The sequence below is a fragment of the Streptomyces sp. NBC_00358 genome (assembly GCF_036099295.1).
In the GTDB taxonomy this organism is placed as follows: Bacteria; Actinomycetota; Actinomycetes; order Streptomycetales; family Streptomycetaceae; genus Streptomyces.
In genome coordinates this window covers 2,388,645-2,413,552 of record NZ_CP107976.1, presented here as the reverse complement: position 1 = coordinate 2,413,552, position 24,908 = coordinate 2,388,645, and the positions used below count along the sequence as shown (strand labels likewise).

The window sequence follows — 24,908 nt, the reverse complement described above, 5'->3', positions numbered from 1 at the left end:
CGGCGCCTTCGGCTCAGCCGGGGAGAGGGGTCCAGCCGCGGTCCGCGTACCAGTAGTGCGGCAGGCCCTTGATGCCGCTGGTGCGGAACGGGACACCGTGATCGTCGATGACCTCCGTGCCGGTGCGGCCCTGCGAGGACCAGTCGAGCTCCAGATTCCAGCGGCAGTCGCAGCCGACGGTCCGGGCGTCGACCAACAGTACCTCGGGGTCCTTCGCGGACACCCGGTAGGGCATGCGCATCGCCGGGGTGTTCGTCCCCATCTCGCTGCCCGGGACCGATCGGGCGATCGGCCGGTCCTTGTCCAGGTCGACGGCGAAAGAGCGGGGGCTGATCTCGCCGCCGCAGCCCTGGTCCATGGCGTACACGGTGCCCTTCACCGGCGTGGACCGCCCGACGACGCGGACCCGCAGCGCCTCCAGGACGACCGCCGTGTCCGTCCGCCCCTGCACGGAGATCTCCACCAGGGTCTCACCGCCGTGCACGGCCCCCTGGGTCCGCGCCCAGGGCGCGGCGTCCTGTGGGGCCGGGGGCGGCGGTACCTGCCCGGGTTGCTTGCGGATGACGTAGTCGTGGCTGCAACCGAGCCTCCACAGTTGGGAGTTCGCGGTCCAGGTGAGAGGACGGGCGGCGGAGGCGGCCGTGCGGGAGGGGCTGGTGGACGGCCTCGGTGAGCCGGCGTTCGAGGCGGGCGCCTCGGGGGAGGGAGAGCCGGGCGCCCGGCCGGGCGCGGTGGAAGGGGGTGCGGAGGACGCCAAGGGGCCGTGCCGCTCGCCCGCCGTCCTCCCGTTCGGGACACCGGCCGTTCGGTCGTCGTCGCCGGCGGTCCCGGCGGTCCCATTGTGTCCGGACGACAGCGTGGACAGGCTGCCCAGCGTCGCCAGCAGCGCGGTCACGACGGCCGCCGTGACCGCGAAACGGCGCCTGTGCCAGGGCTTTCGCGGAGCGAGGGGCCGCACCCCGGCCGGATCCGGCTCCGGCTCCGGCCGCGAGCCGGGGAGCCCCTTCTCCGCGCCGGGTTCCCGGGGACCGGACGAGGGACCGGAGGCCGCCGTGGGCTCCGAGCCGGCGGCCGTCACCGGCACGACGGGAGCACTTGTGCCCGCTGCGGCGGGGGCAGCCGTCTCGGATACTGCGGGGGCAGCCGTGCCCGAGGGTGCGGGGGAGGTCGACCCCGGGGCCTCGGTGGTCGTTCGGGCGGGTTCGGTGGTCACCGGCGAGGTGCTGGACGACACCGGTTCCGGCGGCGCACCCGGCGGAGGTGGCGACGCGGACTCGCCTCCGGGAGATGGCCGGGAGCGCCGGCGTGCCGCCACGGCCAGGATCCAGCGGCGGTGGAGTTCGACCCGTTCGGCCGGACTCGCCCCGCACATCGCGGCGAACCGCTCCACGGGTGCGAAGCCGAGCGGCACCGCCTCCCCGGCGCAATACCGGTGCAGCGTCGAGGCGTTCATGTTCAGCCGTCGCGCGAGTGCCGCGTAACTGCGGTCCGTGCGCGCCTTCAGCCGCCGCAGCAGCGCCGCGAATTCCTCGACGTCGTCCTGGGATGACACCGGTTCCCCCCGCCTCGCGTCCCAGGACGGCATCCCAGGCACTCCCCGTAAGGAGAGGTCAGAAGGCCTGGGACGGTTCCACCGTTGCGGATGGGCCGCCGTCCGTTGTGCCCGGACCGTGGGGCGGCCGATGCTCCTGGTGTCGCCGGAACGGCCTTCCCGCCACGGAGGTCACCGCCTTCGCACCACGGAGGTCACCGTCTTCCCGCCACGGAGGTCACGGCCTTCGCACCACGGAGGCGCAGGGCCCGTCCCGCACAGGGCGACACCTTTCCGCACTCACCGAAATCGGGGAAGCACACTCATGAACAGCAACACGACCGCCCGCAAGCACGGCCGCCGCACCGCGCTCATCGCCGGCCTCGTCGCCGCCGTGGCCCTGCCGCTCGGGCTCAGCGCCTCGGCACAGGCGACCACGGGAGGAACGGTCACGGCGGCAGCCGCGCAGCGGACGGTGAGCGGCCGGAGCTCGGACAACGTGACCCGGATCGCCGACTTCTACGGCGCCTACATCGACGCCCAGAGCGACCCCGACCACGGCGGCAGGCTCGCCACCGAACTCCGGAAGTACTACATCCAGGCGGGCGCGCTGCGGAAGCTGACCGCCTGGGAGAACCGCAACCACGCGGACGGCGTCCTGCGCGCCCAGAACGTCCCGGCCAAGTGGACGGTCAAGGACAACGGCGCCGCGGATCACAGGAAGATCGGGGTCACCCTCACCTGGGGCGGCGGACAGACCACCGGGCTCGTCGTCGGCCTGGACAGCAACCACAAGATCATCCGGATCGACGGCAACTGACTCCGCCCGTCCTCCGGGGCCGGGCCCGCACACCGCGGGCCCGGCCCATCGGACCGGCGCGTGCTAGCGCGCGGGCCGCAACCGCAGGGTGAGAATCTGGAACGGCCGCAGCTCGATCTCCGACGGGGCCGCGTGCAGCGGCCGTTCGAGCAGGTCGGTGACCTCCGCCCGGGAGACCGGGAAACCGGGGGTCACCTTCGCGCGGGCCCGCCCGCCCCGGGACTCATACAACCGCACCACCACATCGCCGCCGCGGTCCTCCGCGAGCTTGACCGACTCGACGGTGACCGCCGGGTCGTCGACGCTCACCAGCGGTTCGAACTCCGCTACCGCGGCCTGCCGCAGCGGCAGATTGAGCGCGAGTCCCTCCGCCACGGCGTCCCCGACGTCCGCCCCCGGCAGCAGCGCGTACGTGAACCGGTGCGTGCCGAGATCGGTCTCCGGGTCCGGGCTGTGCGGGGCGCGCAGCAGGGTCAGCCGTACGGTGGTGCCGAGGCCCTCGGCGTGCGGGGTACGGGTCACGTCATGGCCGTACGTCGAGTCGTTGAGCAGCGCGACGCCGTAAGAGGCCTCCGCGACCCGCAGCCAGCGGTGGGCGCAGATCTCGAAACGGGCCGCGTCCCAGCCGGTGTTGGCGTGGGTCGGGCGGTGGACGTGCCCGAACTGGATCTCGGCTGCGGACCGTTCGGCCTGGACGTCGAGCGGGAAGGCGGCTTTCAGGACCTTCTCCGACTCCTGCCAGTCGATGTCGGTCACGATGTCCAGCCGGCGGCTCGCGGCCGACAGCCGGATCTCCTGGGTGATCCGGGACGAGCCGAACGCCCGGATGACGCGCACGGTCGCCCGCAGCGGCCCGCTCTCCACGAGTTCCACCGACTCGGCGGCCGTCAGGTCCGTGTGCGTGCGCCGGTAGTGCCGGTCGATGTCCCAGGCGTCCCAGGCGTTGGGATGGTCGGGGTGGAGCTGGAGCAGATTGCCGGGACCGCAGAGCACCTCCCGGCCGTGCGTGAGATCCCGTACGGAGGTGAGCAGTCCGTCGCCGTCGATCCGCACCCGGAGCCGGTCGTTCTCCAGCACGACCGCTCCGTCGGTCTGTTCGGCCCGCACGCTGGAGCCGGGTCCGGTTCCCGCCGCGGCCGCGCCGAGCCCCGGCACCGTCACCCGTGCGTCCCCGACCACTTCGGTCCGCTCGTACGGCGAGGAGTTCAGGACGGCGGGCGAGCCGGGCCCCAGGGCCCGTACCGCGTCCGCGGTGATCGCCTCCAGTTCCGCGAGCACCCGCGCGTACGTCTCGCGTGCCTCCCGGTGCACCCAGGCGATCGACGAGCCGGGCAGGATGTCGTGGAACTGGTGCAGCAGCACCGTCTTCCAGAGCCGGTCCAGCTCGTCGTACGGGTAGGTGTACGACGGATCGCGTACGGCGGCCGTGGTGCACCACAACTCGGCCTCGCGCAGCGCGTGTTCCGAACGCCGGTTGCCCTGTTTGGTCTTGGCCTGCGTGGTGTAGGTCGCCCGGTGCAGCTCCAGGTACAGCTCGCCCGACCACACCGGCGCGTGGGCCCCGTACTCCTCCTCGGCGGCGGCGAAGAAGGCCGACGGCTTCTCGATCCGGACCTGCGGTGAGCCCTCCAAGGACCTCAACCGCCGTGCCTTCTCCAGCATTTCACGGGTCGGGCCGCCCCCGCCGTCACCCCACCCGAACGGGACCAGCGAGCGGGTTGCCCGCCCCTTCTCCGCGAAGTTGCGCTCCGCGTGGGCGAGTTCGCGCCCGTGGAACTGGGAGTTGTACGTGTCCACGGGCGGGAAGTGCGTGAAGACCCGGGTGCCGTCGATGCCTTCCCACCAGAACGTGTGGTGGGGCATCTTGTTGGTCTGGTTCCAGCTCAGCTTCTGGGTGAGGAACCAGCGGACGCCGGCGAGCTTCGCCAGTTGCGGGAAGGCGGCGGTGTAGCCGAAGGAGTCCGGCAGCCAGATCTCCTCGGTCTCGACGCCCAGTTCCTCCCGGAAGAACCGCTTGCCGTGCACGATCTGCCGGGCCAGCGCCTCTCCACCCGGCATGTTGGCGTCGGACTCCACCCACATCGACCCCACGGGGGCCCAGTTGCCTTGTTCCACAGCCCTCTTGATGCGCTCCCAGATGTGCGGCTGGTGCTCCCTTACCCAGGCGTACTGCTGTGCCTGTGAGCAGGCGAAGACCAGTTCCGGGTAGTCCGCCGCGAGGGCCGTGACGTTGGCGAACGTCCGGGAGGCCTTGCGGACCGTCTCGCGCAGCGGCCACAGCCACGCCGAGTCGATGTGCGCGTGCCCGGCCGCCGAGACCCGGTGCGCGCTCGCCGACGCGGGCCGCGCCAGGGCCTCCGCCAGCTCGGACCGGGCAGCCACCGCCGTACCGGAGACATCGTGCAGATCGAGGGCGTCGAGCATGTTCTCCAGCGCCCGCAGGATCTCGTGCCGCCGCGGCCGCTCCGGATCCAGTTCGTACATCAGCTCCGAGAGGACCTCGGTATCGAGGACCAGATGCCAGACGTCCTGATCGAGTACGGCGAGATCGGCAGCCGCGAATCGGTAGATCGGCCCATCGCCGGCGGTCAGGACGTCTCCCAGCCGCGTGGGCTCGAAACCGTGCAGGACGGCGGGGTTGGCCGCCGCCTCCAGGAGCAGCCGTACCTCCTCGCCTCCCCTCGCCGGTGCCCCGACCGTCAGGTGGCGGTTGCGCGGATGGATGCCCTTGAGAGGGATTCCGGCGGCGTCGTACAGCAGGCCCTCCGCCTGGAATCCGGGTCCGTCCCCCGTGAACCCGGGGTCGATCACCACCTCCACCGGGCGGCCCGCCCACTCCTCGGGCACCCGGCCATCGATCCGGAACCAGCTCGTCGACCAGGGCTTTCCCCAGACCGTACCGACGGTGAACGGCTCGTAGGAGGCCTGGAGTGCCTGGTCCACGGGCACCGGTTCGCCCGGAACGTGCCATACGGAGAGCGCGAGCGGAACCCGGTCCGCGTACTGCGCGGGGCGCAGCCACTGCCGCAGCGCGCGTTCCAGGCGCGCCTCCACCAGCGAACGGTCGTCGTGCACGGCGGCTCCTCGGCTGCTCGGGCGGCTCTGTCGAACCCTTCACTTCCCCGTGCGCGCGCCGCGCACCCGTGACCGTACGGCAGGTGGCCGACGATTCGACATGACTGTCACGTTCCCGAAGGGGGCATGGATTCCCGTGAACGTGTTCGAGCAGAGGGGAACCGACATCGGCACGCAGGCGGGGGTCATGAAGCGGCAGGCACAGGGAGGTGGTCCCATGACCAGGGGGGCCTTCTCCACCGATCCAGTGGAGGAAGCGTCCGACGGGGCGATGGACCGACCGGACGGCGCGCAGCTGCGGCGCCGGCTGGGCAAAGCCGATCTGCGGGCGGTCCCCGAGGCGCGCAAGGCGCTGAGGGAGCTGTTACGGCACTGGGGGAAGCCGGGCGGATCCGAGATAGCCGAGCTCCTGACCAGCGAGCTCGTCACCAACGCACTGATCCACACCGACGACGACGCCGTCCTGACGGCGACCGTCGGACCGCGCGGACTGCGCGTGGAGGTCCGGGACTTCGTGGCTCGCAGGCCCAGACTGTGCGTACCGAACGCCGACGACGGTACGCACGGCAGAGGTCTCGTCCTCGTCCAGTCCCTGGCGGACGCGTGGGGCGTACGGGCCCACGGGGTGGGCAAGGCGGTGTGGTTCGAACTGAACGGCGGCACGGTGTAGGAACACCGCGCCGCCATTGTCGTGTCCGGGCCCGGCCGGAGATTCCGGCCGGGCCGTCCGGGCTGTCGCCCGGGACCGGGCGTCCGCGCCTCAGCCGAACTGCTGCTCCAGATCCTTGAGCTTGCGCTCCAGGGAGTCGAGCCGCGGCAGGGCCATCGTGTCGTCCTCGGTGGTGAGATCGACGGTGATCGGCTCAGTGCTCTTGCGAACGGGAGTGAGGGAGGGCCGCGAACGTGCGGGCAGCTGCTCCGCGGTGGATATGGCAGGCTCCGCGGAGGCACCGGCGGGCGCGCGCTCCACGGTCGCGGTCTCCAGTTCCCGGGCGCCACCGCGTCCGGCGAAGCCGCGGTGACCACGGCTGAGCGCCTTGAGGTGCGCCCGCTCGACCCGCTCCTCGTTCCGGCGGCGCAGTCGGTTCTGCTCCTTCTGGCGCCGGTCCTCGCGCACCTCGTCCACGGCCTCGTCCAGCGAGCGGACGTTCTCCAGCAGCATCAGCGACCAGGCGCTGTACGTCTCACGGGGCGCGCGCAGCCAGCGGACTATGCGGATCTGCGGCAGCGGACGCGGCACCAGACCCTGCTCGCGCAGGGCGGCACGACGGGTCTGCTTCAGAGCCCGGTCGAACAGCACCGCGGCCGACAGGGACATGCCCGCGAAGAACTGCGGAGCGCCGGCGTGGGCCATGCCCCGGGGCGCGTGCACCCAGTTGAACCAGGCCGCGGCACCGGCGAAGGTCCACACGAGTATGCGGGAGCCGAGCGCCGCGTCCCCGTGGCTGGCCTCGCGCACCGCGAGGACGGAGCAGAACATCGCCGCGCCGTCCAGGCCGAACGGGACGAGGTACTCCCAGCCGTCGGAGAGGCCCAGGTTCTGCTGGCCGAAGCCGACCAGGCCGTGGAAGGAGAGTGCCGCCGCGACCGCGGCACAGCAGAACAACAGCACATAGGAGGCCGAGCCGTAGACGGCCTCCTTACGCCTGCGGCGCTCCTCGGTGCGCTCCCAGGAGTCGTCGCTGCTCGCGCCGTCCCCGGACCGCTTGCCGCGCGCGAGCACCGCCACCGCCGCCAGCAGGCCCAGGAGCAGAACGGCGCCTGGAAGCAGCCAGTTCAGCGATATGTCGGTCAGTCTCATCTGGGGTCCCTTGCATTGGGATAGGGCGTAACGCCCGCCATAGTGGCCCAATCACGTCGGCCCTCAGGGGGTTTCGGGGCAAGAGGCCGCCAAGGAAGTGCAAGAAGGTACGCAGGGCGACTTCCTGCTCGAACTGCCGCGCGAGGGACGGGAGTTGAGTACGAATAAGACTACCCACACGGATGGTTCCGCGGAGAGTTCCCGGGACAAGTGAGGAATTTGTGAAGCATCTGTGATCCGGGATCGGATCGAGGGTGTCCCGGTCGGCTCCGGTGCGCCCGCCGACCCGAGCGCGCCGGACGCCTCGGCCCGCGACGGCGGCCCCCGACCCGGCCGTGCGCCGACAGTCCTCGGCCCGGCTACGCGGGCGTCGGGCTGGCTAGGCGGCCGTCGACCTGGCGACGCGGTCCGTGTCGCAGGTGCGCGGGCAGGTGTCGCAGGTGTCGGCGGGGCGCAGTGTGTAGAAGAGGCAGCAGCTCACCCGGTCGCGGGTGGGCAGGGACTCCCCGTCCGGGCCGGTCAGTTCGCGGAAGGCCGCCGAACCGGCGTACGGCCGGGTCGAGCCGGGCAGCAGCAGCTCCAGTTCGCGCAGCGCGCGCCGCTCCTCGCCGAACAGCCGGGCGACATACCAGAGGCCCTCGACGATCTCGTCGGTCGCCATGCCCCACAGCGCACGTCCGCGGCGCCGCGTCCGCGGTCCGAATCCGCCGAGGACCGGTTCGAGGTGCTCGGCGACCGCGGCCCGTACCTCCGCCCGCAGCGCCTCCTCGTCCGGGACGACCCTGGCACCCGGCAGGCCGGCGGCCGGGTCGTCGGGCAGGCAGGCGAACGCGTCGACGCGGACGGCCATCCGGCCGGTCTCGCGCTGGAATGTGACGTCCTCCACAGGCAGGCGGGGGACCCGGCGCAGCAGGAACCACGGCACGGTGATCAGCAGGCAGGCGGGCCAGGCGTACCGGTGCAGGCCGAAACTCGCGACGACGTCGGGCCGTGCCCGCCGGCCGTGGTCGCGGAGCACCTGGGCCTCGTCCCAGGCGAGAAACTCGTCGAGGCCGGGCCCGCCCTCCGCGAGCCGGGCGGCGGCCGCCCAGCCCGCGCCCCGCGGGGCCGCTTCCCCGGCCGTCAGCTCGGTGACGGCCAGCCCTGGGAAGACCGCGCTCAGCCGTGCGTACGCCTCCGTCACGGGCGACGCGGTGGCGCCCGGCAGGCCGGGGCCGGCCGGGACGTTCGGGGAGGCGTCGACGGGCAGGGCGGGAGCGGACATGCGGAACCATCGCTTCACGATCGTTAGCAGGTAAGCCTTACCTTACCTCGCCTGGTGGGTGTTTGAACTGAGGCCATGTGCGCCTATCGTGCTTGACGGACGAGTAACAACAGACGCCATGCCCCCATGTGCGACCGACCCGGAGGAGGACCCGTGGAGCAGTCCGGTCCGCGCAGCGCGCACGGCTCCGCAGGGTCGTGGGCCCCGGACACCCTCGCGAGCGCCTTCCGGGTCCCGGAGCAGGCGGGTGCCGCCGACGTGCGCCGGCCCAGGGGAGTCCCCGCGGGCGCCACGGGCGACGGACCCGGCACCGACCCCGGCATCGACCCCGGCACCGGGATCGACGCAGGGGCGGGTGCTGGACGCGGCGGCGGGTCGAGCGCCGGACCCGGCGGCGGGTCGGCCGAGGCCCCCGCGGCGGCTCGCGGGGAGCACACCCACAGCGAGGTGCCGATCCCGCGCCCGCGCGCCGAGGGCACCCGCCCCGCGGCCCGTGTGGACGACGCCCGCACGCCCGTACGCCCCGGGAGCCCCGACCCCGCCGTACGCCCCGGGAACAACCGCCCCGCACACACCGACGAGACGCGCCCCGGAGGACGTTCCGAGAGCGCGCGCCCCGTACGCGTCGACGGCATCGGCCTCGCCGCGCACGCGGAGAACGTCCGTCCCGTACGCGGCGACGACGCCCGCCCCGTCGTACGCGCCGAGACCGCGCGGCCCGTCGTGCAGCGCGCCTCCGTGCGCGGACAGATCCTCGACGCGCTGCGCACCGCGCTCGTCGCGGGTGAACTCGCCCCCGGCGAGGTGTACTCGGCGCCCGCGCTCGGTGAACGCTTCGGGGTGTCCGCGACGCCCGTCCGGGAGGCGATGCAGCAACTCGCCCTCGAAGGAGCCGTCGAGGTCGTTCCCAACCGGGGCTTTCGCGTCGTCGAGCGCGGCACCCGGGAACTGGCCGAACTCGCCGAGATCCGGGGCCTGATCGAGGTTCCGGTGATGCTCCGCCTCGCACGCACCGTGCCCGCCGCGCGCTGGGCCGAGCTGCGTCCGCTCGCCGAGGCCACCGTGCGGGCCGCGTCCTCGGGCTGCCGCGCGACCTACGCGGAGTGCGACCGGTCCTTCCACCGCGCGGTTCTCGCCCTCGCGGGCAACGCGCAGTTGGTGCGGATCGCCGACGATCTGCACCGGCGTGCCCAGTGGCCGCTCGTCGGCGGTCCCGTCTCCCGGGGCCGCGCCGACCTGGTGGCCGACGCGGCCGAACACACCGCGCTGCTGGACGCGTTGATCGCCGAGGATCTGACGGTCGTCCAGGCCCTGGTGCGCGAGCACTTCACCGGCGCCCCCTGAGACGCCCACAGTCCTGACGCACGATCCCGTCCGCCGGGCGTGCCCACGCCCCGTCCGGGGCCCGCGCCGTCCAGGGGCCGTCCACCCCGCCCGCCGGTCCGATCCGGGAGACGTCCGGCCCGTCCCGCAGGTGAGGCGCGCCGCCGGTCGCTTCTGCGGCGGTCCGGCCCCTGGCCCGTGCCCGCCGCCCGCGTGGCGTGCCGCCCGTGCCCGCGCGAGGCGTGTGCCGGCAGGGCCGCCCGGGGTGTCGGGGGTCCGTCCGCGGGCCGGGTGGGTGAGCGGTGGCCGTGGCGGGCGGAGTGTCCGCCCGCCCGGTGTGGTCAGGCCGTCGCCGCGGGCGGGTTCAACTGGGCCGCCAGCCAGATGGGTACACCCCCGAGCAGCCGGAACAGGCGCCCCGCCTCCGCCCGGAGCCGCGACGCCTCCGGCTCGGTCTCGGCGTCGGCCAGTGACGCCAGCGCCGGGGCCGTACCGACGAGATACCCCAGCTCCTCCCGGATCCGCAGCGATTCGGCGAAGCCGTGCCGGGCCTCCGCCAACTCCCCCTCGCGCAGCGAGAGTCCGGCGAGGTGCCGCCAGGTGAAGGACATGAGCAGCGCGTCGTTCTGGGCGGTCGCTCCCGCGTGCGCCCGCCGGTACGCGGCGCGGGCCGCCTGCGGCGCGTGCGCCAGATTCTCGGCCAGCAGCCCGCGCCGGAAGTCCAGCAGGGCCCTGCCGGGCGCCCCCGGCGCGAGCAGCGCTGCGGCCCGGCCGAGCGCCGCACGTGCCTCGTCGGCCCGGTCGCGCACGCTCAGCAGCGTGGCGGCATAGGCGAGTTGACCCCGCTCACAGGCCGCCGCGCCGCGCTCGTCGTCGCTCTGTGCCAGTGCCTCGGCGGTGCGCAGCGCGTCCTCCGCCTCGGCCCAGCCCTGCTCGGTGTAGAGACAGCGCTCGACCAGGAGCGACGCTCTCTGCAGGGCGGCCCCCGCCGTGTGCGGCTGTATCAGCGCCGCCGCGTCGGCCCAGCAGGCGCGCGAACGCAGCCGCCATACCGCGGTCTGGAGTGGATCGTCCCCTGCAGTGGTTCCGGTACCAGACATGGCGGTATGCGCCACGTTGCCCTCCCCGAGCACACCATTGAGCTGTTGAGTGGTGGCATCTCAGCACGGATCACCGGGCGCGGCCAAGGGGGTAGGTGAAGGATTTCACAAAGTCATTGGGTGCGGGTCGCCCACCCGGGGGCATCTGGGTCAGCTCATCCGCAGTGCCAGGAAGAAGTCCAACTTGTCCTCCAGGCGCGACAGATCACGACTCGTCAACTGCTCGATACGGCCGACGCGGTAGCGCAGCGTGTTGACATGGAGGTGCAGCCGGGCGGCGCAGCGCGTCCAGGAGCCGTCGCAGTCCAGGAACGCCTCCAGGGTCGGAATCAGCTCCGCGCGGTGCCGGCTGTCGTACTCGCGCAGCGGGTCCAGCAGCCGGGCGGTGAACGCGCGGCGCACGTCGTCCGGGACGAAGGGCAGCAGCAGGACGTGCGAGGCCAGCTCCTGGTGTCCGGCCGCGCAGACCCGCCCGGGGCGTGCCGCGGCGACCCGGCGGGCGTGCCGGGCCTCCTCCAGCGCGCCGCGCAGACCCTCCGCCGAGTGGACGGTCGCGCTGACGCCGAGCGTGAGCCGCCCGTCGTCGTTCAGGCCGGCCGACAGCGGGTCCCGTACGGCGGCCAGCAGCGTGTCGGCGTGCAGACCGGGCTCGGTGCCGTCCTCTTCCGACGGGCCCGTCGGAAGAGGGACCAGAGCGACCGCCTCGTCGCCCGTGTGGGCGACGGCGATCCGGTCGGAGTGCTCCGGGCCCGGCGACAGCGGGTCCACGAGGATCTCCTCCAGCAGCGCCTGGGCGACCGGGCCGCCCTCGATGGCGCCGCCGTCCCACTCGACCCGCGCCACCACGACCTGCCAGTGCGGGGCCGCCCCCAGGCCCGGCAGCAGCACCGGTGCCGCGACCCGCAGCCGTGCCGCGATCTCGGCGGGCGCCGCACCCGTCTGGACCAGTTCGAGGACTTCCTGCGCGAGCCGCCGCCGGACGGTGCGCGACGCGTCCCGCCGGTCCCGCTCCACCGCGATCAGCTGGGTGACGCCCTGGAGCAGGTCGAGCCGCTCCTCGGGCCAGTCCCCTGCGTCCGCCTCGACGGCGAGCAGCCAGTCGGAGAGCACCGTCTCGCGTACGTCGCGGGAGGCGCCCGCGGCGCGTCCCGACGAGCGGATCGGGAAGAGTGAGTACATCGCGGGGCCCACCGTCACCCGGTGCGGTGCCCGGCGCCCGGTGCGGACCGCCGACAGATGCTCGGCGGCCAGCTTGGCGCAGGTGTCCGCGGGCAGCGCGGCGCCCCCGACCTTCGAGCCCGCGATGGGCCGGCCGGCGGGCGAGAGGACCCAGGCGCGCAGGTCGAGGTCGGTGCCGAGCAGGTCGAGGACCACGTCGGGGCCGCCGCCGGCCGGGCCCGAGGTCATCATCCGGCGGTGCCGGTCGACCACGGCGGCCAGATCCCCGGCGCGCTCGCCCGACACCTGACGTACGACGTGCTCGGTGATCGTGGCGAAGGCGACCGACTCGTTCACGGCGAACAGCGGCAGCCGGTGCCGGGCGCAGGCCAGGACCAGATCGTCGGGGATGTCCCCGAGCTCCGCCTCACCCGCGGCCAGGGCCGCGACCCCGGCGCCCGCGAGGATGCGGACGAAGGGCTCGGAGTCGTCGGCGTCGTGCCGCCAGGCCAGACCGGTGAGGACCAGCTCGCCGCCCGAGAGATAGCGGCTGGGGTCCTTGAGGTCGGTGGTCATCACACCGCGTACGCCGCGGTCGAGCTCGTCCTCGCCGCCGAGCAGCCGCAGGCCCAGCGCGTCGGTGTCCAGCAGTGCGCGCAGCCGCATTCTCGTCGCCGCCGTTCTTTGTCTCGAAATCTACGATGGATCGTGGGTGAGGCCCGCCGGTGGTCCCCGCGCTCCGAGGAGCCGGTCCGTGGGTTCCGAGAATCGGTGGTCCCGGCCCCTTGGGCCTGTGTCCTGGGCATTCAAGAGCTGTGCTCTCTGTTTCCACAGAAAAACGAAGAGGTTGCTGATGACCTCGGTTCATACGAATCTACAAGATGCACGCGCTGGCCAGCCAACTCCTTCATGGTTTCGGTGACTGACCCCGGTGCGGGACGCGGCTGTGTACTGACTTCACTCCACGTGAACACCTCATGAACGAGCCGGGCCGCCCGCACACGATCTGGCTTGATCAGAACGACCCACGACACGAATGAAGAGAGCCACTCATGGACTTCCTTCGCCCCGCCAGTTGGGAGGAGGCGCTCGCCGCCAAGGCCGAGCACCCCACCGCTGTGCCGATTGCGGGTGGCACCGACGTGATGGTCGAGATCAACTTCGATCACCGCCGGCCCGAGTACCTCCTCGACCTGAACCGCATCGGAGAACTGAGCGAGTGGGAGGTCGGCGAGGGAAGCGTGCGCCTGGGCGCCTCCGTCCCGTACACCGGGATCATGGAGAACCTGCGCGGGGAGCTCCCCGGGCTGGCCCTCGCCTCCCACACCGTGGCCTCCCCGCAGATCCGCAACCGCGGCGGCGTCGGCGGCAACCTCGGTACCGCCTCCCCGGCCGGCGACGCCCACCCCGCCCTCCTCGCGGCGGGCGCCGAGGTCGAGGCCGAGTCGGTGCGCGGCTCTCGGCTGATCCCGATCGACGCGTTCTACACCGGCGTGAAGCGCAACGCGCTGGCGCCCGACGAGCTGATCCGCGCCGTCCACATCAAGAAGGCCGACGGACCGCAGCAGTACTCGAAGGTCGGCACCCGCAACGCCATGGTGATCGCGGTGTGCGCCTTCGGCCTGGCCCTGCACCCCGAGACCCGTACGGTCCGCACCGGCATCGGCTCGGCCGCGCCGACCCCGGTCCGCGCGAAGACCGCCGAGGAGTTCCTGAACGCGGCGCTCGACGAGGGCGGCTTCTGGGACAACGGCAAGATCATCACCCCGTCGGTCGCCAAGCAGTTCGCCGCACTGTGCTCCGCCGCCTGCAACCCGATCGACGACGTCCGCGGCACGGCGAGCTACCGCCGCCACGCGGTCGGCGTCATGGCCCGCCGCACGCTGATGTGGACCTGGGAGTCCTATCGCGGCAGCGCCGCCCGTACGGAGGGAGTCGCGTAATGCGCGTCAATTTCACGGTCAACGGCCGCCGTCAGGAGGCCGACGACGTCTGGGAGGGCGAGAGCCTCCTGTACGTGCTGCGCGAGCGACTCGGCCTGCCCGGGTCCAAGAACGCCTGCGAGCAGGGCGAATGCGGCTCCTGCACCGTCCGCCTGGACGGCGTTCCGGTGTGTTCGTGCCTGGTCGCCGCGGGTCAGGTCGAGGGCCGCGAGGTCGTCACCGTCGAGGGGCTCGCCGACTTCGCCGAACAGCGCGCGGAGCACGGGGGTTGCGCCACCGGGGCGTCCAACACCCCCGACGGAAGAGGGATCTCGCTCGACGAGGCCAAGGGCTGGGCGGCCAAGGGGCACGACTCGCAGACCGGCGAGGGCACCCGACTCGCCCCCGTCCAGCAGGCGTTCATCGACGCCGGAGCCGTCCAGTGCGGCTTCTGCACCCCGGGCCTGCTGATCGCGGCGGACGAGATGCTGGAGCGCACCCCGAACCCGACCGACGCGGACATCCGCGAGGCGCTCTCGGGCAACCTGTGCCGCTGCACCGGCTACGAGAAGATCATGGACGCGGTCCGCCTCGCGGCCGCCCGGCAGTCCGAGGCGGTCTGACCATGGGGACGACCGGAACACCCACGAACATCACGCAGGGCTCCAGGACCAAGGGCGGGATCGGCGAGTCCACGCTCCGCCCGGACGGCACCCTCAAGGTCACCGGCGAGTTCGCGTACTCCTCCGACATGTGGCACGAGGACATGCTGTGGGGCCAGATCCTGCGCTCCACGGTCGCGCACGCCGAGATCGTGTCCATCGACACCTCCGAGGCCCTCGCGCAGCCCGGCGTGTACGCCGTCATGACGTACGACGACCTGCCCACCGAGGTGCGCAACTACGGCCTGGAGATCCAGGACACCCCGGTACTCGCGCACGGCAAGGTGCGCCACCACGGTGAGCCGGTCGCCATCGTCGCCGCGGACCACCCGGAGACCGCGCGCCGCGCCGCCGCCAAGATCAAGGTGGAGTACCGGGAGCTGCCGGTCATCACGGACGAGGCCTCCGCGACCGCGCCCGACGCGATCCTCGTCCACGAGGGCCGCGACGACCATCACATCGGCCACGTCCCGCACCCGAACATCGTGCACCGCCAGCCGATCGTCCGCGGCGACGCCGAACAGGCCGCCGGCAGGGCCGACTTCGTCGTCAAGGGCGAGTACACCTTCGGCATGCAGGACCAGGCGTTCCTCGGCCCCGAGTCCGGACTCGCCGTGCCCTCGGAGGACGGTGGCGTCGAGCTGTACATCGCCACCCAGTGGCTGCACTCCGACCTGCGCCAGATCGCCCCCGTGCTCGGCCTGCCCGAGGACAAGGTCCGGATGACGCTGTCCGGCGTCGGCGGCGCGTTCGGCGGCCGCGAGGACCTGTCGATGCAGATCCACGCCTGCCTGCTCGCGCTGCGCACCGGCAAGCCCGTCAAGATCGTCTACAACCGCTTCGAGTCCTTCTTCGGACACGTCCACCGCCACCCCGCGAAGCTGTACTACGAGCACGGGGCGACCAAGGACGGCAAGCTCACGCACGTCAAGGCACGGATCGTGCTCGACGGCGGCGCCTACGCGTCGGCCTCCCCGGCGGTCGTCGGCAACGCCTCCTCGCTCGGCGTCGGCCCGTACGTGGTCGACGACGTCGACATCGAGGCCATCGCGCTCTACACCAACAACCCGCCCTGCGGAGCCATGCGCGGCTTCGGCGCGGTCCAGGCGTGCTTCGCGTACGAGGCCCAGATGGACAAGCTCGCCGACCAGGTGGGCATGGACCGGGTCGCGTTCCGTCAGCTCAACGCGATGGAGCAGGGCTCGCTCCTGCCGACCGGGCAGCGCGTCGACTCACCGGCCCCGGTCGCCGAACTCCTGCGCCGCGTCAAGGCGATGCCTCTGCCGCCCGAGCAGCAGTGGCTCTCCGCGGGCGAGGAGGCCGACGTACGGCAGTTGCCCGGCGGTCTGTCCAACACCACGCACGGCGAAGGCGTCGTCCGCGGCATCGGGTACGCCGTCGGCATCAAGAACGTCGGCTTCTCCGAGGGCTTCGACGACTACTCGACCGCCCGGGTCCGCATGGAGGTCGTCGGCGGTGTGCCGGTCGCCACCGTGCACACCGCGATGGCGGAGGTCGGCCAGGGCGGCGTCACCGTCCACGCGCAGATCGCCCGCACCGAACTCGGCGTCGCACAGGTGACCATCCAGCCGGCCGACACCCAGGTGGGCAGCGCCGGTTCGACGTCCGCCTCGCGTCAGACGTACGTCACCGGTGGCGCCGTCAAGAACTCCTGCGAGCTGGTCCGCGAGAAGGTCCTGGAACTCGGCCGCCGCAAGTTCGGCACGTACCACCCCGCGTGGGCGACCGCCGAACTCCTCCTGGAGGGAGGCGAGGTCGTCACCGACGGCGGCGAGGTCCTCGCCGACCTCGCCGACGTGCTCGAAGGAGAAGCCGTCGAGGTCGAGGCCGAGTGGCGGCACCGCCCGACCGAACCCTTCGACCTGCGCACCGGGCAGGGCGACGGCCATGTCCAGTACTCCTTCGCCGCGCACCGCGCCGTCGTCGAGGTGGACACCGAACTCGGCATGGTCAAGGTCATCGAACTGGCCTGCGCCCAGGACGTCGGCAAGGCGCTCAACCCGCTGTCCGTCATCGGCCAGATCCAGGGTGGCACCACCCAGGGCCTGGGCATCGCGGTCATGGAGGAGATCATCGTCGACCCGAAGACCGCGAAGGTCCGCAACCCGTCCTTCACGGACTATCTGATCCCCACCATCCTCGACACACCGACCATCCCCGTCGATGTGCTCGAACTCGCCGACGACCACGCCCCGTACGGGCTCCGTGGCATCGGCGAGGCCCCGACCCTGTCGTCCACCCCGGCCGTCCTCGCGGCGATCCGGAACGCGACGGGTCTGGAGCTCGACCGGACGCCGGTACGCCCCGAACACCTCACGGGAACCGCGTAGGCACCGGGCAGTCCACTCCGGGCGGCGCCGGGAACGTCACACTTCGCCGCGCCGCCCGGAGCACCCGGTCACCGCACCGCTCGCGGAACCGGGACCCGGCAGGAAGCAGTGAGCAACAACCAAGCAACACAGAAGAGTTCAACGCGTTCTTCACGTTCGCCTCGGGCCGTCCCCCGGGTCGTGCGGCCGAAGCACCATCCCAAATCCCGCAACCGCGCTCGCGGTTGACCAGCCGTCAGGACGGCTGTCCGGGTGCCCCTTTGAACCTTGGGAGCAGGCCCACATGACCCAGCAGTCACTGGAGCCGAAGACCACCGCGCAGGACGCGGGCGCGGGCAGCCGCGTTCCGGCGGGACGGTCCTGGCTCGACCGGTACTTCCACATAACCCAGCGGGGAAGCTCGATCGCGCGTGAGGTGCGCGGCGGCGTCACCACCTTCATGGCGATGGCGTACATCCTGCTGCTCAACCCCCTCATCCTGTCCGGCAAGGACGTGGCGGGGGACGTGCTCGGCCAGAAGGCCCTGATCACCGCGACCGCGTTCGCGGCGGCCTTCACCACCCTGCTCATGGGCTTCGTCGGCAAGGTGCCGCTCGCCCTCGCCGCCGGACTCTCGGTGTCCGGCGTGCTCTCCTCGCAGGTCGTCCCGCAGATGACCTGGCCGCAGGCGATGGGCATGTGCGTGATGTACGGAGCGGTCATCATGCTCCTGGTCGTCACCGGGCTGCGCGAGATGATCATGAACGCCATCCCGCTGGCCCTCAAGCACGCCATCACCATGGGAATCGGCCTGTTCATCGCGCTGATCGGCCTGGTCAAGGCCGGCTTCGTGCACCAGGGCAAGGCCACCCCGCTCGCTCTCGGCGCCACCGGAGAACTCGCCGGCTGGCCGGTGCTGCTCTTCGCCGCCACCCTGCTGCTGATCTTCATGCTCCAGGCGCGCGGCATTCCCGGCGCAATCCTCATCGGCATCGTCTCCGGCACGGTCGTCTCCGTGGTCCTCAATGCCGCCGGGGTCATCGACCCGGAGGAGTGGGCGGGAGGCGCCCCCGAACTGCACGGCGGCGCCGTCTCGATGCCGGACTTCTCGCTCTTCGGCAAGGTCGAGTTCGGCGGCTGGGGCCAGGTCGGTGCGATGACGGTCGGCATGATCGTCTTCACGCTCGTGCTCGCCGGTTTCTTCGACGCGATGGCCACGATCATCGGCGTCGGCACCGAGGCCGGACTGGCCGACGCCCAGGGCCGGATGCCGGGCCTGTCGAAGGCGCTGTTCATCGACGGCGCGGGCGGAGCGGTCGGCGGGGTGGCCGGCGCCTCCGGTCAGACGGTGTTCGTCGAGTCCGCGACCGGCGTCGGCGAGGGGGCCCGTACCGGCCTCTCCTCCGTGGTCACCGGCCTCTTCTTCGCGGCCTGCCTGTTCTTCACCCCGCTCACGGCGATCGTCCCGGGCGAGATCGCGGCGGCGGCCCTGGTGGTCATCGGCGCCATGATGATGATGAACGCGCGCCATGTCGACTGGGCCGACCGGGCCACCGCCATCCCGGTCTTCCTGACCGTCGTGATCATGCCGTTCGCCTACTCGATCACCGCGGGCGTGGCGGCCGGCGTGATCAGTTACGCGGCCATCAGGATCGCCCAGGGCAAGGCCCGGGAGATCGGGGCCTTCATGTGGGGTCTGACGGCGGTCTTCTTCGTCTACTTCGCGCTCAACCCGATCGAGAGCTGGCTGGGCGTCCACTGACGCCCCCGTCCCTTCCACGCGACCGCAGACAAGCGGACAGGCAGACACACAGCCAAGGAGACCGAGAGATGCTGGACATCGCCGAAGAGCTCCACCGGTGGGTCGGGCAGGGCCGCGACTTCGCCGTCGCCACCGTGGTCGCGGTCGGCGGCAGCGCGCCCCGCCGGCCCGGCGCCGCGCTCGCCGTCGACTCCGACGGCACGGCGATCGGCTCGGTCTCCGGCGGTTGCGTGGAAGGGGCCGTCTACGAACTGTGCCGGCAGGCGCTGGAGGACGGCGAGACCGTGCTCGAACGCTTCGGCTACAGCGACGACGACGCCTTCGCGGTCGGCCTGACCTGCGGTGGCGTCATCGACATCCTGGTCACCCCGGTCCGCTCGCGGGACACCGCCCGCCGGACGGTGCTCGCGACGGCACTGGCCGCCGCGGCGGGCGGGGAGGCGGCGGCGCTCGCCCGCGTCGTCGGCGGGCCCGCCGAACTGATGGGCCGGGCCCTCGTCGTGCGCTCCGACGGCTCGTACGAGGGCGGTTTCGGCGCCCATCCCGAGCTCGACCGTACGGTGGTGGGCGAGGCGGCGGCCCAACTGGACGCAGGCCGCACCGGCACCCTGGAGATCGGAGAGCAGGGCTCTCGTTGCGGAGCACCGATCACGGTCCTGGTGGAGTCGTCGGTCCCGCCCCCGCGCATGATCGTCTTCGGCGCCATCGACTTCGCCTCGGCGCTGGTCCGCATGGGCAAGTTCCTCGGCTACCGGGTGACGCTGTGCGACGCCCGCCCGGTCTTCGCGACGGCGGCACGCTTCCCCGACGCGGACGAGGTCGTCGTCGAATGGCCCCACCGCTATCTGGAGGCCACGGAGGTCGACTCCCGCACCGTCCTGTGCGTCCTCACCCACGACGCCAAGTTCGACGTCCCGCTGCTCCGGCTCGCGCTGCGGCTCCCGGTCGCCTACGTCGGCGCCATGGGCTCACGCCGCACCCACCTGGACCGCAACGAGCGGCTGCGCGAGGTCGGCGTGACCGAGATGGAACTGGCCCGCCTCAGGTCACCGATCGGCCTGGACCTCGGAGCGCGCACTCCCGAGGAGACGGCGCTGTCGATCGCCTCGGAGATCGTGGCCGACCGGCGTGGGGGCAGCGGGGTCTCCCTCACCGGCGCGCACACGCCGATCCATCACGACGCGTCCCCGGTTCCGGCGCGGCGGATCGGATCGGTGGCCTGAGGGCGGTCGCACGATGGTGGGACCACCGGCCCACCCTTTCTGCGCCCACCTTTTCTGTGCCCGTCCTGTGTTTCTGCGCCTGTCTTCTGTGCGCTGTATTGACGCAGGCATGCCTCTCGGCGACCCTCCTGTGGGAGCGCTCCCGCAAGTCCCTGGTGACCGTTGCGACCCCGGAGTGAAACCGTATGAGACGACGCACCCCCACCTGGCTCGCCGCTCTGTCCGTCGGGCTGGCCGCCCTCTTCGCCGTACCCCCGGCGCAGGCGGCACAGTCCGCGGACCACGGACCCGCGCTGTACGTCCCGGACCCGAACCCGGCTGCGTACCAGCAGGTACTCGGGCTCGCCCGAGCCGGCCGGTTCCGTGACGCGGCCGGGATTCTGGCGATGGTGAACACCCCGCAGGCCGTGTGGTTCGGCGACGAGACACCGGCCGAGGTCGAGCGGCAGGTCCGCGCGGTGGTGCGCGACGCGGGCCGTGAGCACGCCGTTCCCGCGCTGGTGCTGTACGACATCCCCGGCCGGGACTGTTCCAACTACTCGGCGGGCGGCGCCGCCGACACCGCGGACTACCAGGCGTGGATCGACGCGGTGGCCCGGGGGATCGGGCACGGCGACGTGATCGTCACCCTCGAACCCGACGCCCTCGCCCTGCTGCCCGCCGACTGCGGCCAGGACGACGCGCAGGGCACGAAGACCGCCGCTCGGTACACCGAGGTCAACTACGCGGTCGACGCCCTGGAGCCGCTGCCCGGGACACGGGTCTATCTCGACACCGGGCATCCGGGCTGGCAGAGCGTCAACTCCATCGTGCCGCGCCTGATCAAGGGCGGGGTGGCGCGCGCCTCCGGCTTCTACACCAACGCCTCCAACTACCAGACCGACGATGCCAACTCCTGGTACGGCAAGCTGATCTCGTCCTGTCTCGCCTATGCGGACAGCGGTGGTGACGTCGCCGAGTGCCCGAACCAGTGGTGGTCGCGGGCCGACGCGCAGGCCTGGCTCGACGCGCACGTCCATGCGTCGCCGTCCCGGATGAAGCACTTCGTCACGGACTCCAGCCGCAACGGCGTGGGCACCTGGACCCCGCCCGCCGGCAAGTACACGGACGCGCAGGACTGGTGCAACCCGCCGGACCGGGGGCTCGGCGCCCGGCCCACCCTGCGTACCGGCGATCCGCTCCAGGACGCCCGGCTGTGGATCAAGACGCCGGGTGAGTCGGACGGGCTCTGTCTGCGCGGAACGGCGGGGCCCGAGGACCCGGAGCGCGGGACGGTCGACCCGAAGGCGGGGGACTGGTTCCCCGACCAGGCCCTGGAACTGTCCCGGCTCGCCAGCCCGCCCGTCATCCCGGGAGACTGACGGAGCGGTCGACGGAGACCGCGTCCAGGAGGCACAGGTCCTTCACTGCCGGGGAGGGGAACACCGGACCCGGGTGTTCCCCTCCCCGACGGCGCCCCGCCGTGCCGGGTGCGTCTTCCGTGCCGGGTGCCGCGCCCGTGCCGGATGCCCCGGCCCTGCGTGGTGCTCGGGCCGTGCGGGGGCGCTCCCGCACGTGCCGGGTGCTCCCGTCCGAGCCGGGGGCTCCGCCCGATCCGGGTGCTCCCGCTGGTGCAGGGGCGCCGCCTGTGCCGGGTGCTGCCGCCCGTGCGGGGGCTCCGCCCGTGCCGGGTGCTCCCGCCGGTGCAGGGGCTCCGCCTGTGTGGGGTGTTGCCGCCCGTGCCAGGCACTCCCGCCGGTGCCGGGTGCTGCCGCCCGTGCGGGGGCTCCGCCCGTGCCGGGTGCTCCCGCCGGTGCAGGGGCTCCGCCTGTGTGGGGTGTTGCCGCCCGTGCCAGGCACTCCCGCCGGTGCCGGGTGCTCCCGCCCGAGCCGGGTGCTCCGCCCGAACCGGGTGCTCCGCCCGAACCGGGTGCTCCCGCCCGAACCGGGTGCTCCCGCCTGCGCGGGTGCCCCGCCCGTGCCGGGTGCTCCCGGCCCGCCAGGGTGCTCCCGTGCAGGCGGAGCTCCTCCGCCCGGTTCGGGTGTTCGCATGCTGCCCGGACGTTGTCATTCGTGTGTCAGCAGGCCGTCCATCGCCCGCCCGAACATCCATCGTGCCGACCACCCCAGCGGCCGGTCGGTGAAGCCGGGCAGGCGGTGCACGCTCAGGTTCTCCCGCCAGACCACCCGTGAACCGGTGGACCCGTCGCCGTACACCGGGTGCACCTCGAACTCGGCCCAGCCCGTGACGAACGTGCCGCGCTTGAGCAGGCGGCACGTTCCGGTGCCCCCGTCGTGAGGCGGCCGCCAGGAGACGACCTCCATCGGGTCGTCGAAGGCGAGCGGCCCGAGCCCCGAGCGTGCCACGAAGACCGTGCCCTCCCGCGTCGGCGGCGGGGTGCGCACGGTGACCCGGGTCAGCGGGACGACGTCCGCGTGCCGGGGCCAGTCGGTCAGGCGCCGCCAGCTCTCGGCGACGGAGTGCCGGGACGCGCGTTCCAGGACGAACAGGACCACGGCATGATCGTAGGCGCTCGACGGCTCAGGGGCGGAGGGCGAACCCTCCGCCGCGCCGCGCCGCCCCGCCCGCCCTTTCCGGCCGACCGTCAGGGGCGGTACACCGTGCCGGGCTCGGCCCTCCCCGGTGCCAGCAGTTGCGGCACCGTCACGAACACGTACCCGCGCTCCTTCAGCGCGTCGATGATCCCGGGTACCGCGGGGACGGTGCCCGGGTAGAGATCGTGCAGCAGGATGATCCCGTCCCGGGACGACTGCTGGAGGACCCGCTCGCGTATCAGATCCGGATCGTCCGTCAGGTAGTCCTTGGCGGTCACGCTCCACAGGATCTCGGCGAGCCCCTCCTCGCGCGCGATCTTCCGTACCGTGTCGTCGGTCCGCCCCTGCGGCGGCCGCATCAGCGTCGGTCTGTGCCCGGTGAGCCGCTCTATCTCATCGTCCGGACGGCGCAGTTCCTCTCGTATCTCCGCCGGCGGTATCCGCGTGAGGATCTTGTGGTCCCAGGTGTGGCTGGCCACCTCGTGGCCCTCGTCGGCCATGCGCCGCACCAGCTCCGGGTACTTCTCGATGTGCCGCTTGCCGAGCAGGAAGAAGGTCGCCTTGACCTTCTTCTCCTTGAGGATGTCGAGCAGCCGGGCCGAGTGCTCGCTCGGCCCGGCGTCGAAGGTCAAGGCGATGCACTTGGCCTTCCGGCAGTCCACCGCCCCGAATTCCGCCTGTCCGGCGGCTCCCGCATGCGCCCTCGCGGCGCTCGGCGCGGTGGTGTCCATGGACGCGCACCCCGTCAGCGGCAGGGCCAGCGCGACGGCGGCGGAGATCGCGGCCGCGGCGCGGAACCCGGCCACCGGTCTTTTCATCTTCCTGGTCAGAGAAGGCATGGAGCGACTATATATGGAGTGTATACACTCGGTGTATAGTCACTTGAGCTGCGCAAATGGAGTGATCGACTGGTGTCGTCGGCTTGTGTGACGACGCTCGGGGGTTGCCGGATCGCCGCCCGGCCGTGGTTACGGCTGCTGCTCGGGCCTCGGCTTGCGGCCGGAGCGGTGTACGCCCGCCGTACGGCCCACGAGCATCGCCAGCGCGAGCAGCCGGCGCCAGTCCAGGGTGGGCTGGACCGCGGGGACACCCGGCCGCTTCCTGGGGACGCGGACGCGGAGCACACCCGGTTCGAGCCGGCAGCGCACCGGGGTGGGCAGGACCATGGCCTCGCCGTCGATGCCGACCTCCAGTTCGTCGCTGTCGGCGCCGACGACCACTTCGCGCGCGGTGAGGACCGACAGGCCGCGCGGATCGGGGGAGAGCAGCAGGGCGGCCGCCTCGACCGCGCTGTCCACCTTGACGCCGAGGACGCCGAGCAGCCCCGAGTCGAGCCGCTCGCGGCGGCCCAGACCGGCCGGATCGTTCGTGCGGTAGGGGTTGTTGCTCACCAGCAGCGCCTGCGGCGCGTCGAGGGTCGTGCCGGCCGCCTCGGCGGTCAGCCGGGGTCCGCGCTGGCGGGTGAGCAGGTCCGGGAGGAGCTGCAGGATGGTGCCGACCTTGTCGTCCCGGTAGGCGGGATCCTGGACGACCGCCGCGTACGCGCCGAACGAGGCGTTGTTGACGAACGGGTGCTTCCCGGCGAAGCCGAGGTCCACCCGGAGCTCGACCCCGTTCGAGAGGGCGTCGAGGCAGGTGGCAGGGTCGTCGCGGTCGAGGCCGAGGTCCATGGCGAAGTGGTTGCGGGTGCCGGCCGAGACGACGAGGAACGGCAGACCGTGTTCGGCGGCGACGGCCGCGACGAGTGCCTGCGTCCCGTCGCCGCCCGCGACGCCGAGCAGATCGGCTCCTTCCGCGACCGCCTGCCGGGCCAGCTCGGTGACGTCCTGATGGTGCTCCGGGTCGAGGAGCACCACGCGGGCACCGAGCCGCTCGGCCTTCTCCACGAGACCGAAGCGCTCCACCTTGCCGCCGCCGGACCGCGGATTCATGAGGACGAAGGGCCGTCGGGGCGGCGGGGTGCGGTGCTCCTTCATGGGCCGGATCCGGCCGCGGGCGCTCCGCAGCGCGTAACGGCCGCTCCACACGGCGATGATCCACAGCACGGGGGACAGCAACAGGGTCCACAGCAGCGTGATCGCGAGGACCACGATGACGGCGATGGGCACGACGATCGCCAGCAGCCCCGCGATCCAGCGCACCGGGCCTCGCCGTGTCAGCATCCACCACAGCGCCGCCGCCGCGACCGCCATGCCGGCGAGAGCGGCGAGCAGGAGCAGGAAGCCGCGTACGCCTCCGAAGGCGAGCGGCAGCGCCACGGCGAGCGCGGCCGAGGCCAGTGAGACTCTCGCCGCCCACCGTTCGCGGGCCGGTGGACCCGTGTCCGTGCTCATCGTTCCTCCACTGGTCGGTCCCTCGCGCGCCGCTTTCACCGGACGGGAGGAACCGTTCCACCCGTCACG

The 24,908-nt window shown here is 72.4% G+C and carries 18 protein-coding genes; 9 read left to right on the top strand and 9 right to left on the bottom strand.

What is annotated here, in order from left to right:
* Positions 1 to 13 precede the first annotated feature (13 nt).
* On the bottom strand, positions 14 to 1,585 hold the full coding sequence (locus OHT01_RS09965) for a helix-turn-helix domain-containing protein (protein ID WP_443043376.1): 1,572 nt from the start codon (positions 1,583 to 1,585) through the stop codon (positions 14 to 16).
* Between the two features lie 271 nt (positions 1,586 to 1,856).
* On the opposite strand from OHT01_RS09965, the gene OHT01_RS09960 reads away from it, so the two are divergent.
* Positions 1,857 to 2,351 carry a hypothetical protein gene (locus OHT01_RS09960; RefSeq protein WP_328552773.1) on the top strand — a complete coding sequence of 165 codons (495 nt, stop codon included), beginning with the start codon at positions 1,857 to 1,859 and terminating at the stop codon, positions 2,349 to 2,351.
* Positions 2,352 to 2,414: 63 nt separating this feature from the next.
* Here OHT01_RS09960 and OHT01_RS09955 read toward each other — a convergent pair whose 3' ends face one another.
* The gene (locus OHT01_RS09955; protein ID WP_328552772.1) at positions 2,415 to 5,426 is read right to left on the bottom strand and encodes an alpha-mannosidase; all 3,012 of its coding nucleotides are present in this window, start codon (positions 5,424 to 5,426) and stop codon (positions 2,415 to 2,417) included.
* A gap of 271 nt (positions 5,427 to 5,697) precedes the next feature.
* Between OHT01_RS09955 and OHT01_RS09950 the strand changes: the two genes are divergently transcribed.
* Complete coding sequence (locus tag OHT01_RS09950) at positions 5,698 to 6,096, top strand: ATP-binding protein (protein ID WP_328558073.1); 399 nt, start codon at positions 5,698 to 5,700, stop codon at positions 6,094 to 6,096.
* 90 nt (positions 6,097 to 6,186) lie between these two features.
* Here the strand turns inward: OHT01_RS09950 and OHT01_RS09945 are convergent, their stop codons facing one another.
* Both OHT01_RS09945 and OHT01_RS09940 read right to left on the bottom strand, forming a co-directional pair.
* The gene (locus OHT01_RS09945) at positions 6,187 to 7,227 is read right to left on the bottom strand and encodes a DUF2637 domain-containing protein (RefSeq protein ID WP_328552771.1); all 1,041 of its coding nucleotides are present in this window, start codon (positions 7,225 to 7,227) and stop codon (positions 6,187 to 6,189) included.
* A 379-nt stretch (positions 7,228 to 7,606) separates the two neighbouring features.
* Positions 7,607 to 8,491 (bottom strand): (2Fe-2S)-binding protein, encoded by an 885-nt coding sequence (locus tag OHT01_RS09940; RefSeq protein WP_328552770.1) that lies wholly within the window; start codon positions 8,489 to 8,491, stop codon positions 7,607 to 7,609.
* Between the two features lie 495 nt (positions 8,492 to 8,986).
* Here OHT01_RS09940 and OHT01_RS09935 point away from each other — a divergent pair, with 495 nt between their 5' ends.
* Positions 8,987 to 9,835, top strand: coding sequence for a GntR family transcriptional regulator (locus tag OHT01_RS09935; protein ID WP_405918414.1), 849 nt, complete (start codon positions 8,987 to 8,989; stop codon positions 9,833 to 9,835).
* Positions 9,836 to 10,155: 320 nt separating this feature from the next.
* On the opposite strand, the gene OHT01_RS09930 is transcribed toward OHT01_RS09935, so the two are convergent.
* On the bottom strand, positions 10,156 to 10,929 hold the full coding sequence (locus OHT01_RS09930) for a hypothetical protein (protein ID WP_328552769.1): 774 nt from the start codon (positions 10,927 to 10,929) through the stop codon (positions 10,156 to 10,158).
* A gap of 135 nt (positions 10,930 to 11,064) precedes the next feature.
* On the bottom strand, positions 11,065 to 12,738 hold the full coding sequence (locus OHT01_RS09925; protein WP_328552768.1) for a PucR family transcriptional regulator: 1,674 nt from the start codon (positions 12,736 to 12,738) through the stop codon (positions 11,065 to 11,067).
* 386 nt (positions 12,739 to 13,124) lie between these two features.
* Here OHT01_RS09925 and OHT01_RS09920 point away from each other — a divergent pair, with 386 nt between their 5' ends.
* The 6 genes from OHT01_RS09920 to OHT01_RS09895 all read left to right on the top strand — a co-directional run bounded on the left by OHT01_RS09920 (position 13,125) and on the right by OHT01_RS09895 (position 21,332).
* The gene (locus OHT01_RS09920; RefSeq protein WP_328552767.1) at positions 13,125 to 14,015 is read left to right on the top strand and encodes an FAD binding domain-containing protein; all 891 of its coding nucleotides are present in this window, start codon (positions 13,125 to 13,127) and stop codon (positions 14,013 to 14,015) included.
* Positions 14,015 to 14,617, top strand: a complete 603-nt coding sequence (locus tag OHT01_RS09915; RefSeq protein ID WP_328552766.1) for a (2Fe-2S)-binding protein — start codon at positions 14,015 to 14,017, stop codon at positions 14,615 to 14,617. Before OHT01_RS09920 ends, OHT01_RS09915 begins: the two co-directional genes overlap by 1 nt.
* Positions 14,618 to 14,619: 2 nt before the next feature.
* A complete protein-coding gene (locus tag OHT01_RS09910) occupies positions 14,620 to 17,007 on the top strand; it encodes a xanthine dehydrogenase family protein molybdopterin-binding subunit (RefSeq protein WP_328552765.1) in 2,388 nt (795 codons plus the stop codon).
* Positions 17,008 to 17,290: 283 nt separating this feature from the next.
* Positions 17,291 to 18,748, top strand: coding sequence for an NCS2 family permease (locus tag OHT01_RS09905; protein WP_328552764.1), 1,458 nt, complete (start codon positions 17,291 to 17,293; stop codon positions 18,746 to 18,748).
* Positions 18,749 to 18,816: 68 nt separating this feature from the next.
* Positions 18,817 to 19,971: an XdhC/CoxI family protein gene (locus tag OHT01_RS09900; RefSeq protein ID WP_328552763.1), complete on the top strand. Its 1,155-nt coding sequence runs from the start codon at positions 18,817 to 18,819 to the stop codon at positions 19,969 to 19,971.
* A 185-nt stretch (positions 19,972 to 20,156) separates the two neighbouring features.
* Positions 20,157 to 21,332, top strand: a complete 1,176-nt coding sequence (locus tag OHT01_RS09895) for a glycoside hydrolase family 6 protein (RefSeq protein ID WP_328552762.1) — start codon at positions 20,157 to 20,159, stop codon at positions 21,330 to 21,332.
* Between the two features lie 685 nt (positions 21,333 to 22,017).
* On the opposite strand, the gene OHT01_RS09890 is transcribed toward OHT01_RS09895, so the two are convergent.
* The 3 genes from OHT01_RS09890 to OHT01_RS09880 all read right to left on the bottom strand — a co-directional run bounded on the left by OHT01_RS09890 (position 22,018) and on the right by OHT01_RS09880 (position 24,839).
* Positions 22,018 to 22,467 (bottom strand): SRPBCC family protein, encoded by a 450-nt coding sequence (locus OHT01_RS09890; protein ID WP_328552761.1) that lies wholly within the window; start codon positions 22,465 to 22,467, stop codon positions 22,018 to 22,020.
* 89 nt (positions 22,468 to 22,556) lie between these two features.
* Entirely contained in the window at positions 22,557 to 23,345 is a 789-nt protein-coding gene (locus OHT01_RS09885) for a polysaccharide deacetylase family protein (RefSeq protein ID WP_443043375.1), read from the bottom strand.
* A gap of 129 nt (positions 23,346 to 23,474) precedes the next feature.
* Positions 23,475 to 24,839 carry a diacylglycerol/lipid kinase family protein gene (locus OHT01_RS09880; RefSeq protein WP_328552760.1) on the bottom strand — a complete coding sequence of 455 codons (1,365 nt, stop codon included), beginning with the start codon at positions 24,837 to 24,839 and terminating at the stop codon, positions 23,475 to 23,477.
* Between the last annotated feature and the right edge of the window lie 69 nt (positions 24,840 to 24,908).

Bases quoted from the DNA above. Each gene is read 5' to 3' on its own strand.
- OHT01_RS09885 (WP_443043375.1), bottom strand. From the start codon at position 23,345: ATGCCTTCTCTGACCAGGAAGATGAAAAGACCGGTGGCCGGGTTCCGC.
- OHT01_RS09925 (WP_328552768.1), bottom strand. From the start codon at position 12,738: ATGCGGCTGCGCGCACTGCTGGACACCGACGCGCTGGGCCTGCGGCTG.
- OHT01_RS09905 (WP_328552764.1), top strand. From the start codon at position 17,291: ATGACCCAGCAGTCACTGGAGCCGAAGACCACCGCGCAGGACGCGGGC.
- OHT01_RS09880 (WP_328552760.1), bottom strand. From the start codon at position 24,839: ATGAGCACGGACACGGGTCCACCGGCCCGCGAACGGTGGGCGGCGAGA.
- OHT01_RS09910 (WP_328552765.1), top strand. From the start codon at position 14,620: ATGGGGACGACCGGAACACCCACGAACATCACGCAGGGCTCCAGGACC.
- OHT01_RS09945 (WP_328552771.1), bottom strand. From the start codon at position 7,227: ATGAGACTGACCGACATATCGCTGAACTGGCTGCTTCCAGGCGCCGTT.
- OHT01_RS09940 (WP_328552770.1), bottom strand. From the start codon at position 8,491: ATGTCCGCTCCCGCCCTGCCCGTCGACGCCTCCCCGAACGTCCCGGCC.
- OHT01_RS09915 (WP_328552766.1), top strand. From the start codon at position 14,015: ATGCGCGTCAATTTCACGGTCAACGGCCGCCGTCAGGAGGCCGACGAC.
- OHT01_RS09960 (WP_328552773.1), top strand. From the start codon at position 1,857: ATGAACAGCAACACGACCGCCCGCAAGCACGGCCGCCGCACCGCGCTC.
- OHT01_RS09965 (WP_443043376.1), bottom strand. From the start codon at position 1,585: ATGCCGTCCTGGGACGCGAGGCGGGGGGAACCGGTGTCATCCCAGGAC.
- OHT01_RS09895 (WP_328552762.1), top strand. From the start codon at position 20,157: ATGAGACGACGCACCCCCACCTGGCTCGCCGCTCTGTCCGTCGGGCTG.
- OHT01_RS09900 (WP_328552763.1), top strand. From the start codon at position 18,817: ATGCTGGACATCGCCGAAGAGCTCCACCGGTGGGTCGGGCAGGGCCGC.
- OHT01_RS09920 (WP_328552767.1), top strand. From the start codon at position 13,125: ATGGACTTCCTTCGCCCCGCCAGTTGGGAGGAGGCGCTCGCCGCCAAG.
- OHT01_RS09950 (WP_328558073.1), top strand. From the start codon at position 5,698: ATGGACCGACCGGACGGCGCGCAGCTGCGGCGCCGGCTGGGCAAAGCC.